The 12145-nt window shown below is 62.2% G+C and carries 13 protein-coding genes; 8 read left to right on the top strand and 5 right to left on the bottom strand.

The annotated features are described in order from the left end of the window. Positions 1-28: 28 nt before the first annotated feature. The gene (locus tag JNE37_RS14265) at positions 29-1030 is read right to left on the bottom strand and encodes an alpha/beta hydrolase (RefSeq protein WP_246513285.1); all 1002 of its coding nucleotides are present in this window, start codon (positions 1028-1030) and stop codon (positions 29-31) included. A gap of 166 nt (positions 1031-1196) precedes the next feature. Between JNE37_RS14265 and JNE37_RS14260 the strand changes: the two genes are divergently transcribed. From JNE37_RS14260 to JNE37_RS14245, 4 genes are all read left to right on the top strand, one after another. Beyond that, entirely contained in the window at positions 1197-1574 is a 378-nt protein-coding gene (locus JNE37_RS14260) for an SH3 domain-containing protein (RefSeq protein WP_203063421.1), read from the top strand. A 127-nt stretch (positions 1575-1701) separates the two neighbouring features. Next, entirely contained in the window at positions 1702-2577 is an 876-nt protein-coding gene (locus tag JNE37_RS14255) for an alpha/beta fold hydrolase (protein ID WP_203063420.1), read from the top strand. Positions 2578-2689: 112 nt separating this feature from the next. Continuing rightward, complete coding sequence (locus JNE37_RS14250) at positions 2690-3556, top strand: AraC family transcriptional regulator (protein ID WP_246513284.1); 867 nt, start codon at positions 2690-2692, stop codon at positions 3554-3556. Continuing rightward, positions 3553-4008 (top strand): DUF1801 domain-containing protein, encoded by a 456-nt coding sequence (locus JNE37_RS14245; RefSeq protein ID WP_203063419.1) that lies wholly within the window; start codon positions 3553-3555, stop codon positions 4006-4008. Before JNE37_RS14250 ends, JNE37_RS14245 begins: the two co-directional genes overlap by 4 nt. Here JNE37_RS14245 and JNE37_RS14240 read toward each other — a convergent pair. Beyond that, entirely contained in the window at positions 4005-4346 is a 342-nt protein-coding gene (locus JNE37_RS14240; RefSeq protein WP_203063417.1) for a YrdB family protein, read from the bottom strand. The genes JNE37_RS14245 and JNE37_RS14240 overlap by 4 nt on opposite strands. Before the next feature lie 483 nt (positions 4347-4829). On the opposite strand from JNE37_RS14240, the gene uvrB reads away from it, so the two are divergent. Both uvrB and JNE37_RS14230 read left to right on the top strand, forming a co-directional pair. After that, positions 4830-7226: an excinuclease ABC subunit UvrB gene (gene uvrB, locus JNE37_RS14235; RefSeq protein ID WP_379125252.1), complete on the top strand. Its 2397-nt coding sequence runs from the start codon at positions 4830-4832 to the stop codon at positions 7224-7226. Positions 7227-7464: 238 nt separating this feature from the next. Beyond that, on the top strand, positions 7465-7812 hold the full coding sequence (locus JNE37_RS14230; RefSeq protein ID WP_203063415.1) for an SH3 domain-containing protein: 348 nt from the start codon (positions 7465-7467) through the stop codon (positions 7810-7812). Between the two features lie 16 nt (positions 7813-7828). Here the strand turns inward: JNE37_RS14230 and JNE37_RS14225 are convergent, their stop codons facing one another. Beyond that, positions 7829-8338: a hypothetical protein gene (locus JNE37_RS14225; RefSeq protein ID WP_203063413.1), complete on the bottom strand. Its 510-nt coding sequence runs from the start codon at positions 8336-8338 to the stop codon at positions 7829-7831. Beyond that, a complete protein-coding gene (locus JNE37_RS14220; RefSeq protein ID WP_246513280.1) occupies positions 8328-9518 on the bottom strand; it encodes an HD domain-containing protein in 1191 nt (396 codons plus the stop codon). Before JNE37_RS14220 ends, JNE37_RS14225 begins: the two co-directional genes overlap by 11 nt. A 672-nt stretch (positions 9519-10190) precedes the next feature. On the opposite strand from JNE37_RS14220, the gene JNE37_RS14215 reads away from it, so the two are divergent. Further along, positions 10191-10586 (top strand): hypothetical protein, encoded by a 396-nt coding sequence (locus tag JNE37_RS14215; protein ID WP_035092366.1) that lies wholly within the window; start codon positions 10191-10193, stop codon positions 10584-10586. Positions 10587-11166: 580 nt separating this feature from the next. Continuing rightward, positions 11167-11640 (top strand): SH3 domain-containing protein, encoded by a 474-nt coding sequence (locus JNE37_RS14210; protein WP_203063409.1) that lies wholly within the window; start codon positions 11167-11169, stop codon positions 11638-11640. Positions 11641-11646: 6 nt separating this feature from the next. On the opposite strand, the gene JNE37_RS14205 is transcribed toward JNE37_RS14210, so the two are convergent. After that, the gene (locus JNE37_RS14205) at positions 11647-12087 is read right to left on the bottom strand and encodes a hypothetical protein (RefSeq protein WP_203063408.1); all 441 of its coding nucleotides are present in this window, start codon (positions 12085-12087) and stop codon (positions 11647-11649) included. Positions 12088-12145 lie beyond the last annotated feature (58 nt).

The raw sequence follows: 12145 nt of genomic DNA, 5'->3' as shown, positions 1-12145 counted from the left end.
CACGCGCCCCTCAAAAAAAGCAGAAAATCTATTCCCCGGCCCTGGCACGGAGAAACGCCACCGCCCGCGTCAGCGCCTCCTGCGCCGCCGCCAAGTCCAGGTCGAATTGATATTCGTGCTGCAGCTGTGGCTGGTAATCGTCAGGAAAGAACAGTGTCTCGACGCTGGCCCCCACGTCGTCGAGCTTCTTTGCCAGTTCCGTCGAATGCGGCTTGAGCGGGTCGGCATTGCCCACCGATATGAAGGCCGGCGGAAAGGCCGCGGTGACGTAGTCGACGATCGAGGCCGTCTTGAACGCCGGATCGTCCTGAAAATCCTTGCTGCCGCTATAGGCCCACAGCACCGTGCGAATGAAACTGCCGAAGGGGCCGTCAAGATCGGCCAGCGCCATGTCATAGGCACCGCAGAACAGCAATATCCCGATGAGCTGGTCTGGATCGATCCCCGGAGAAATGCCCATCGCCGCGGCATAGTCCGGCACCGCCACCACGTTGGCTACCTGCGCCACGATATGCGCTCCGCCCGAATCTCCGGCGAGGAACATGCGGCTGCCATCCACATGCAACTGCGCGCCCTGTTCCGCCAGGAATGCCAGCGCCCTGTTCACCTGCCGCACCGGCATCGGATAAGTGCTCTCCGGCGCAATGGAATAGTCCACGCTGACGACGGTGAAGCCCTTGTCCGCCAGTATCCGCGCATATTCCCCGATCTGCGCCTTGCTCCCCGATACCCAACCCCCGCCATGCACCCACACGACGGTCGGCAACGCCCCATCAGGCCCCAATCGTCCCTCGGGAAAGTAGACATCGAGCCTGGCCGCCGCATCTCCCGGTTCATAGGACACGTCGAGCATCGCCCCGATCCCCGCAGGCACATGCTTCTGGAGAGCCTCCGAAGTATGCCGCGCCCCTTCGTCGAAAGCCCGCCGGATCAGCATTGCTCCCGGCCACGGGCTCACCTGGAACGCCACGAGCACTCCGACCGCAACCAGCGCTACCGCCGCACCTATCCAGACCAGCGCCTTGAGCAACCGTTCCCCCTCACCCGCACTATTCGGCCACCACCCTAGCCGAGTGCTGCCACACCTCCAGCAGAATTTGGGCACTCCCATTCAGCCACGGTTCAGCCGGCACGGCGCAATCTCCTCGCCATGAACCGCGGCCCCGCGCCGCTGACAGGGACAAAGGGCTACCGCCATGAACAAGTTCTCGATTGCCACGCTCGCCGCCGCTGCTGCTTTCGCGCTCTCCGCGGCAGCCGCTTACGCCTCCCCCGCCGTCGCCACCGGCACCGTCAAGGTCCGCGACGACGCCAGTTCCTACGGCAGCTGGGTCGATACGCTCTATGCCGGCGAAGAGGTCAACGTCACCGGCTGCGATTACGGCTGGTGCTACATCAAGCACCCGGGCCCCGATGGCTGGGTCAAGCAGAGCAAGCTCGATTTCGACTACGGCTATGATGATGACGACGACGAGATCGTCGAGATCACCCCGGTCGAGCCCAGCTTCGGCTTCGGCATGGGTGTCGGGCCTGGCGGCGGCGTCTCCTTCGGCTTCGGCGTCACGTCCTTCTGAGCCACAAGCTTCCCGCTCCGCACGCCCCCCGCGAAAAATCGTCGGGGGCGTGTCGATCTTCCATATCCTCGTTCGTCGTGTTGGCAGGAAGGGCAACAGCCCGAACCGAAAACGAGAGGATACGACCATGAAGATCACCGCTTTGGCCGCCCTTGCGGTCGCCACCCTGTTCGCCGCTCCCGCCTTCGCCCAGGATCAGTCCGGCACGCTCCCCGTCAATGGCCTTGAAATGTACTACGAGGTCCACGGCTCGGGCGAGCCGCTGGTGCTGATCCATGGCGCCTGGATGAATATCGACACCAACTGGGCCGGCCTCATCCCGACCCTCGCCAAAGACCACAAGGTCATCGCCCTTGAAATGCAAGGTCACGGTCGCACCACCGATCGCGACACGCCCATCACCTATGAAGGCATGGCCGACGATGTCGCCGCCGCCCTCGATGCGCTCGACGTCGAGAAAGCCGACATCTTCGGCTATTCCATGGGCGCAGGCATCGCCCTGCAGCTCGTCATCCGCCACCCGGAAAAGGTCAACCGCCTGGTTGCCGCCTCAGCCGGCTATTCCTCCGAAGGCCTCGCCGAAGGCTACGACGCCATGGTCGCCACCATGACACCGGAAATGTTCATCGGCGGCCCGCTCGAGGCCGAATACAAGCGCCTTTCGCCTACGCCCGAGCACTTCCGTGATTTCGCCGTCAAGATGATCGCGCTCGAAGCGCCGTTCTCCTGGCCGGAGACCGAGATCAAGGCCATCAAGTCGCCCACTCTGCTCATCGGCGGAGATGCCGACATCGTCACGCTCGGCCATCTTGAATCCCTCTACAAGCTCCTCGGCGGTACCGAGAACGGCGATATCAACGGTCTCTCCAAGACGCAGATGCTCATCCTGCCCGGCAGCTCGCATGTCGGCGTCTTCTTCAATCCGCTCAACGTCGAAATCATGAAACTCGCCGTCCCGGCCTTTCTCTCGGCCGAACTGCCGCCCAAGCCGCCGCAGTTCTAGGAATATCCGGGCAGGCTGGGTCAGCCTCATCCTGCCTCCTCGATCGTCGGGGCGGGCAGATCCGCAGGATTTGCCTGTCCATGTCGTGCGAAGAGTCTCTATGACTTGAAGCATGACCGAGGTCTCGATGCACATCCAGGACAGCTATAACGACCGTCTGAACAGGATGCTCGACTACGTCTACGCCCATCTGGAGGACGACCTTTCCTTCGACCGGCTGGCGGAAGTTGCGTGCCTTTCGCCCTATCACTGGAGCCGCATCTACTCGGCCATGCGCGGCGAAACCATCGTCGCCACCATTCGCAGGCTACGGCTCCAGCGGGCTGCCGAACGTCTCTCCAACTCGGACATGGCTCTCGAGGCCGTCGCGAAGCGCGCCGGATACGGATTCGCCGACACCTTCGGCCGCGCCTTCAGGGATGCATTCGGCGTCGGCCCGGCGGCCTATCGCGCCAGCGGTTCGCATGCCGACTTCAAGGCCGCCAACGCCGTCGGCGATGCGCATGCTTTCCCCGTGACGATCGAATATCTGCCCGAGCGGCGCTGCGCGGGCATCGATCATACCGGCTCCTACATGGCCATCGACCATGCAATGGGGAGGCTCTTCGCGGAGCTGGTCGCGCGCCGGGCCTTGCCCGCTCAGCCCGAGATGATCGGGCTCTTTTTCGATGATCCGGATCTCGGCGCCGAGGCGGCGCTGTGCTCGCGGGCCTGCCTGCCGATCACCGGCTCTTTGTCGATCGATCCACCGCTGGTTGAAACCGTCCTGCGCGGCGGCCCCTATGCGAAGCTGAGCTATATCGGCCCCTATGCCGACATGCGCGGGGCCTATCGCTGGCTCCTGGGCGTCTGGTTGCCCGCGTCCGGTCAGGAACCCGCCGATGCTCCGATCTTTGAAGCCTACCTCAACGATCCGCGCCATGTACCGCAGACCGAACTGCGAACGGACATCCACCTCCCGCTCAAGTCCGCGCCATGAACGCCCCGCCGGTTCCCGAGCCCGTTGCCCGGGCCCTGTCGCACTATCCCGCGCCTGTGGGCGCGCGCCTGCTGGAAATTCGTGCGCTCATATTTGCCGTGGCAACGCAGACCGAAGGTGTCGGCCCGCTCACCGAAACGCTCAAATGGGGCGAACCGGCTTACTTGACCGAAGCCAGCAGAAGCGGCACCACCATTCGACTGGGCGCCACCAAATCGGCTCCCGATGCCGGTGCAGTACTACTCAACTGCAAGACCAATCTGATCGAGGCATTCCGCGCCAGCTTCGCCGATATTTTTGCCTTCGAAGGCAATCGTGCGATCATCGTCCCGACGACAGCCCCATTGCCGCAGGCACCACTTGCACTGTGCCTCCGTGCGGCCCTGACCTATCACCGCAAGACTGGTCGCAGCAGCATAACTCCCGGCAAGCCAGCGGTGCCGCTTCCTTAGGCCTGTCCCCAGGCATGCATCAGCACCAGGTTCGCGGCAGCCACGACGCCCAGCGCCAAACCCCATTCCGTCTGGCCTGCCGCATGGAGGGCGAGCGCCGCTAGGGCGAACAGCGCGACCTTGAAGACTGTCAGCCACGGCTCGCCCAGCCGCGTTCCGGATTTCGGCGCCGCGAAGATGCCCCAGGCCGTCGCCGCCAAGACCACCGCCACCGCCGCGGTCACCCACTTGAGCCAACCGGCCTGCTCCAGACTCAACGCCCACACGACGAACGCCGCCAGCATCGCCAGTTCCACCAGGAACGCCACCAGCAGATTGCCGCCCTTCACGATGTCCATGAACACCACCTCGCTTCCTCCATCCCTCTTGCCATGCAGGCCTCTCGCCGTCGCTCTGGCAATCGCGTATCGCTGCCCTACATCTACGTTTGGCGCCTATGCCCCTGTTCCCTTTACGTTCATGCCGTGCTAAGCAGAGGCAACCAATCACGCCACTACTGACATAACCTGTCACGAGCCCTATCTATCGTGGGAGCGTCGGAGGAAACTGCCTCCGCGCCAGCAGACGGATCGACAATGGCCTCCGAAAAGAAATCCGCCCGTCCGGGCAAAGCCGAATTCTCCATCGACGACTTCCTGGGCGAGATCGAGAAGGCCGAGGATCTGGCCGCGAGCAAGCCCCTGCCCCAGGAGCGCCTGCGCAACAAGCGCGCCCTCGACCGTGCCGATCGCGCCGCCGCCGAGGAAGCCGCCAAACCTGCGCCCAAAACCGCGCTCGAAAAGCGCCGCACCACCCAGTCCAAGCGCGACACCGCCACTGGCATGGCGCTCAAGGCCCCCAAGTCCAAGGCCAATTCGGTGGATCGCCCCACCAACCTGCCCGGCCTCGAGGAAGGCATCCAGGCCGGCTTCAACCACATGCCCTCCGGCGCCGCCCGCGACCGCATGACCGCGCGCGACATCTCCCGCGAAGCCGCCAAGGACCCGGAAGTCCTGGGCAAGCTGCGCGAAGCGCTCGATACCGCCAAGGCCAAGTCGAAGAAGCGCGGCTCGTCCCTCGAAGGCGCCGCCACCGTCGGCATCAGCGCCACCGTCCGGGCCCTCGAAGACATCATCCTCCACGGCCGCAAGGAAGTGGAGGGCTCCGCCCCCTGGGTGCCCCACCGCCCCGAGCGCCCCGACAAGCGCGAAGGCGGCATCCCCTTCAAGCTCGTCACCGATTACGAGCCGCGCGGCGACCAGCCCACCGCCATCGGCGAACTCATCGAAGGCATCGAGAACGGCGAGACCGACCAGGTCCTGCTCGGCGTCACCGGCTCGGGCAAGACCTTCACCGCCGCCCAGGTCATCGCCCGCACCAACCGCCCGGCCCTGATCCTCGCCCCCAACAAGACGCTGGCCGCCCAGCTCTATGGCGAGTTCAAATCCTTCTTCCCGGAAAACGCGGTCGAGTACTTCGTCTCCTACTACGACTATTACCAGCCCGAGGCCTACGTCCCGCGCACCGACACCTATATCGAGAAGGAATCCACCATCAACGAGCAGATCGACCGGATGCGCCACTCGGCCACCCGCGCTTTGCTCGAACGCGACGACGTCATCATCGTCGCCTCGGTCTCCTGCATCTACGGTATCGGCTCGGTCGAAGACTATACGGCCATGACCATCGACGTGCAGAAGGGCGAGAAGATCGACCAGCGCGAGCTCCTCGCCAAGCTCGTCGCCCTGCAATACAAGCGCGGCGACACCGGCTTCGTGCGCGGCACCTTCCGGGTTCGCGGCGACACCATCGAACTCTTCCCGGCCCACTATGAAGACGCCGCCTGGCGCATCACCCTCTTCGGCAACGAGGTGGAATCCATCGCCGAGTTCGATCCGCTGACCGGCAAGAAGTCGTCCGACCTCACCTTCATCCGCGTCTTCGCCAACAGCCACCACGTCACGCCGCGCACGACGATGAACCAGGCCATCAAGCTCATCAAGCAGGAGCTTGCCGCGCGCCTCCAGGAACTCAACGGCGCCGGCCGCTTCCTCGAAGCCCAGCGCCTCGAACAGCGCACGCTCTTCGATCTGGAGATGATGGAAGCCACCGGCTCCTGCGCCGGCATCGAGAACTATTCGCGCTACTTCTCCGGCCGCCGCCCCGGCGAGCCCCCGCCGACGCTCTTCGAATACCTGCCCGACAACGCGCTGGTGTTCGTGGACGAGTCCCACGTCACCATCGGCCAGCTCGGCGCCATGTATCGCGGCGACCTACGCCGCAAGGCGACCCTCGCCGAATATGGCTTCCGCCTCCCCTCCTGCATGGACAATCGCCCGCTGCGCTTCGAGGAGTGGAACGCCATGCGCCCGCAATCGGTCTATGTCTCGGCCACGCCGGGCTCATGGGAAATGGAGCAGACCGGCGGCGTCTTCGCCGAGCAGGTCATCCGCCCCACCGGCCTCATCGACCCGCCCGTCGAGATCCGCCCGGCCAAGAGCCAGGTGGACGACGTCGTCGACGAGATCCGCCAGACCTCGAAAAACGGCTACCGCACCCTCGTCACCGTCCTCACCAAGAAGATGGCCGAGGACCTGACCGAATACATGCACGAGCAGGGCATCCGCGTGCGCTACATGCACTCGGACATCGACACCATCGAGCGCATAGAGATCATCCGCGACCTGCGCCTTGGCGCCTTCGACGTCCTCGTCGGCATCAACCTCCTGCGCGAAGGCCTCGACATCCCCGAATGCGGGCTCGTCGCCATCCTCGACGCCGACAAGGAAGGGTTCCTGCGCTCGGAAACCTCCCTCATCCAGACCATCGGCCGCGCCGCGCGTAACGTCGATGGCCGTGTCATCCTCTATGCCGACAACACCACCGGCTCGATGGAGCGGGCGCTGGCCGAAACCAACCGCCGTCGCGAAAAGCAGGTGGCCTACAACGAGGCCAACGGCATCACCCCGCAATCGGTGCGCTCCAACATCCTCGACATCGTAGATTCGGTGGCCGAGCGCGACCACGTCACGGTCTCGATCGGCAAGGGCAAGGACGGCAAGGAACAGGTCCAGGTCGGCGCCAACCTCGCCGCCGTCATCAAGGACCTCGAAGCCCAGATGCGCGAAGCCGCCACCAACCTCGAATTCGAACGCGCCGCGCGCCTCCGCGACGAAATCAAGCGCCTGCGCGAAATGGAACTCGACACCCTCGAAGGCGCCGACCTCAGCGCCGACTGACCCGCCTCATGCCGGCCCCACAAGGGCCGGCCCCGCGAAGCCGCAGCGCCCTCCCACAACCTCCCCCACGGAACGCGCCCCCAATCTCCCTCCCCCTTGCGGGGAGGGGACAGGGGGGGGGTAAGCCAGCCCCCCAAACTCACCCGCGAACACCCTCATCCCCCAGCCCGATCACACCCAATTGACCCGGAACCAATCCGCCTCTCAAATCCTGATTCACTTTCCGAGGAGTCCCGCCATGCGCACGCAAAAAGCCAAATCCCTGACCCTCTCCGCCCTCGCCCTCCTGGCCACGATGCCGTTCCTCACGCCCGCGCAGGCCGCCGAACCGACCGCCCGCAGCACAGCCATCCTCCAGGTCCGCACCGCCCCCGGCTGGACGGCCCCCGTCATCGGCAACCTGGCCAAGAACCAGCAAGTCACGCTCGAACACTGCACCCGCAACGGCGACTGGTGCCAACTCGGCCCCGAACTCACCCCCGACCTCGCCGGCGGCTGGGTCCGCGCTGGCTATCTCGTGGGGATGGCCGCAAAGATGCGGGTGACGCCGTTCCAGTTCATGGTGAATCCGTGGGGCGGCAGGTAGCGCTTCGCCTACCGTGCTACTTTAGCGACAAGCCCAACTCTTTTAACAATTGCGTAGCTTGTTCCACGCGACCGTTCTCAGTCTTAACACCCTTCCGCTTCACCAGCTCCGAGCGCCAATCCGTGTACTGCTCCTCGTGCGCCAACCAAAATGCCGTGGCGGCGAGCTCGAGTGTGGTCGCAGAGTATTTTTCAAACAGCGCCGAATATCTTTCGACATCCAGCCACTTCAAATCACCAACGTCTTCACCTTTAAAGCGTCCGACATCAGTATTAGCAGTAAAAACGGTATAAGGCACACCATCACTTTGGCGACGTCTTTGCTCTTCTGACAAATCACCAAATATGATTTTCAAGTCGACTGCTTCAGCCAAGCCGGCAGAGTATGGACCATAGTGGTGGTAGTCAAAATCAAAACCACTATCTAGGCCTAGCTGATCCAGTAGATAAACCACTTTTTGTAGCCGGATCTTGCCAACAACCGTACCGCCCAGCGCCATAACGAGGTGAGAGATATCAACGGACATGCAACTTCCCCCGAATCTCTGCCGCAGTCTCCGACGCAAGCTTGAAGTCGGCATGGTTAACGAAGTAATAACGCTCGAAACTACGCTGCCGAATCGACGCTTGGATCGTAGCGTCAGCGAAATCCGTTATCTCCCGCAAGGAGCGATTCGGCAACTGAATCATCAATCGCTTCTGCGCCCGACTGTCGTCAGCCCCAATCTCGCCATAAATAGACAGCCTTACCTCGTCTTTAAATACAGTAATACCCATAACCGATTTAAATTCAGCCTCTATCTTATGCTTGAATTTTCGACTCTCCTCCTTCATTTCAGGAAACTCATTTTGCAAATCGATACAATACATCTTTTCGCGATACAGAAAACGACGAGCAAAATCAGCCTCTTGCCCACCGCCTGCTCGGACAATTTCGTGCATCGCACCAATGACGACGCTATCGTCAAGTGAGCGATAGTTAGCCAGCGTTTCTCCATCCTTGGAAAAAAATTGAACCAGAGGATGCGAGTTCGACAAGCCGGGGACAGCCCCCTGGCTAGCTACGCGCTCCGCTAACGACGCAAAGAACGCCGCAACCAGTTGCTCGAGGCCCCGGGTAGTCTTGTGAAGGTAAACGTTGGCATATAATCGATAGCGCGCTAGCAAAAAATCTTCCGCGGCATCGCGCGCTTTATGACCCAAGCAAAAACTATAGGTATATATGCCCTGATTACTACCCTCCTCAGGCGGCGAAACATCGATTTCAGCTACTCTAACATTGTCAAGCAGCCAATCTATGTCAATTGCACCTGACCCAGTACCAGTCATATAACGATCACGCTGCAAATAATCTAATCTATCCGCATCAAATGAGCTAGAAACAACGGCATGGTACATATCTACAGGATTTTCAGACCGGATTAGGCTAGCCACCTCCTCAGCAGAGACGTCAACCGTCTCAAGGATGCTAGAAATCTGACTATCTTGAGCTAAGATAAGGTCTGCAGTAAACCCTTCGTGTTTCTTTATTTTCGCAGCCTCTTTTCCAAGATGCTTCAAGGCTATTGATTTGCGAGCTTCTTCGAACGCGTGGCTGAAGGGGCCATGACCAATGTCATGCAGAAGCGCGGCCATTAGAGCAACATTTGCACGATGTTCGTCAAACTGCTCACCCTGAACCCGCCCTTCATCAATTTCTCGTTTCACTATCTGAATTAGACGGCGCGCAAGATGAAATACTCCGACCGAATGAGCGAAGCGCGTATGAGTTGCAGATGGATATATCAACTCCGAAACGCCCAACTGCCGGATGCGCCTGAGTCGCTGGACTTCGCGTGTATTCAGTAGCTTCCACGCAGCCACATCGATTCGATCTTTCTCCGAAAAAACCATTAGGTCATGGATCGGATCCCGAACTCGCTGCGTTTTCAATTAAGAACATAACGAGAACAAAACGTCAATCGCCCTCCAAACTGCAGGTAATTTACGCAACCATGCACTTGCAGTGAAAGCTACCGTATAAGTCGAGCGTGGCGAAATTTCCCCCAAACTTTAGCTGAAAACTTGCCGCCCCCCCGGTGACTCCGTGGCGAGAGCGTCCGCGGATGGATAGTAGGAACGAAATTTGTAGTAGGGCATTGCTTATCCGAATTTGAATTGTCCTGAGCAGAAGCGCACGCCACTCAGGCATCGTAGAACGACCTTTCCGTGGAAGCACACGAACAATTTGTCTCTATGAAAGCCCCGTGGCGATCAAAAGACTACATAGCATCCTCTCCAGATCTGAGTTTGCGAGCGTCGTGATACGTTGGAGGTCTTATCCCCCTTACTCTCCACCACCCCCACAATTCCCCCTCCTCAACCATGGAGGGGTTTCCCTTGCCTGCTACATTCACCAACGCCTACTTCGCCCGCATCATTGCAGCCCGCAGCCAGTTGTCTCGGCTCAGCACCTGGGCCTACGGCCTGCCGCCCGAGCAGGTACTCGGCGCCACAGATCTGGTGACGGTCAACGACGTCATGCGGCTGGCGCGAAAGGTGGTTTCGCGCGAGCTGTCGGCGGCTTTCGTCAGGATGTTGCCGCGCGACCAGCCGGTGACCGTCGCCGCGGCGAACCTGGCGGTCCAGCAGGCGAAGGCGGCGATCGAGGCGCTGTCGCGCCGGCACGGCCATTTCGATCGCGACGTGCAGGAATGGCTGCTGCCCGGCGAGCGCGTCTACCTGGAAAAGCGCGACGGCGATGAAGACGAGGACGGCACCGTTCTCTGGCGCTGAAGCAAACTTATCCCCCTTCTCGCCGCCCGCGCTAACATGGGGCCATCCCTCCGCAAGGCGCGGCACTGACGAGGTGTCGGCGGCCGGTGGGCGGATCGGGCGCCGCAAGCGTCCGATGCGTTCGCCGGGTTCGGGGAGACAGGTGGAGCGGGGGTCGCCCCGTTCCCGGCCTAAGTGCGACGTGACCGGCCCGGGGTGCGCCCGCGGGCAACTTGCGTGTACGGGTTGTCTATCCCTGTCGCGCTGGGGCGAGGCGAGCCTCGCTACTAAATCAATACGGATGAGGCAGACCTCGCCCCAGCCCGCTATCCCGCCCCAAACCGCAGCGACCGCGAGGTCGCGTGCGGATTTCGGCGCAGGCGGAAACCGGGCACGCAGCACGGACCTCGCGCCGCCTCGCGCTTCCGCCCGTCTCCAGCAAGCTCGACAGCCGTCGCATCCCTTCCGGCCTCGCCCCGAGGCGCGCTTCGTGCTCCCCGCGCATTGTCGCCATTTCGTTCAGCCTGCGTTCAGGCGCACAGGCATCCAATAGGGGTCATGGGAGGTTTCTCCACCAAGAAGACCACCGAGGAGACGACAGATGTCTGCTTTGCGTAAGAAAATCCTGGCGGGCGGCCTTGCGGCCCTCGCTTTCGCGGTAACCGCCGGCGCCGCCATGGCTGCGCCTGCCTTTGCCACCAGCAATGTCAATGTCCGGTCCGGCCCGGGCACCGGCTATCGCGCCGTCGATGTGCTCCAGCGCGGCGATCGCGTCGATGTCCAGCAGTGCCGCGGCAGCTGGTGCTTCATCAGCAAGCCGGGTCCTGACGGCTGGGTTTCGGCCAATTACCTGTCCTCGGGTGGCGGCGATTACTATCGCCCGCGCCCGCCGCGTCCGCCGGTCTACCCGATCTATCCGCGCCCGCCGGTCTACCCCGATTGGGGTTGGAATGATGGTTGGCGCCCCGGTCCCGGCCCTGGCCCCGGCTGGGGTCACCGCCCGCCGCCGCGTCCGCGCCCCGGCGCCAGCTTCTGCATGAATGGCCCCAACGGCTACTTCTGCATGGGCAACTAGACGGGTCTATTCGACCTTGAGCCGCTCGATGTCGATCCCCCGGGCAACCAGGGGATCGCGCATCCTGCGGCTCCAGAATTCGTTGAGCCCGTAGATCGCCACCGCTCCGATGGCGAGCGCGATCGCAAAGCCCCGCGGCCCATCCTGGTTGGCCACCACGAACCCGGCCACCACCGACACCGCCCCGATGCCGACCAGAACCCAGGTCTTGCGCTCGGTTTCGATCTTGAGGTTGCGCGCGCTCGACAGCAGCAGGTCGCGCAATTCCACGTCGCTCATCGCGCTGAGCTCGGGGTTGGAGCGCTCGCGGCGGATGGTCTGCATATAGGCTTCCACGCGCCGCTCGGTGAGCGTCTCGCGCTCATTGGCGTTCTTGCCGCGCGTGGCCATGGTGAACACCACCCCGATGATCACCAGGACCAGCCCGATCTCGAGCAGAATACCCATCAGTCGCTACCTCGCGAAAAGTCCGAACATTTCCCGCAAAAAGAAATGCCCCTCGCTT

Source organism: Paradevosia shaoguanensis (genome assembly GCF_016801025.1).
Classification (GTDB): domain Bacteria; phylum Pseudomonadota; class Alphaproteobacteria; order Rhizobiales; family Devosiaceae; genus Paradevosia; species Paradevosia shaoguanensis.
Note: the sequence above shows the minus strand (reverse complement) of the source record. Positions and strands in the feature narration are given on the sequence as shown.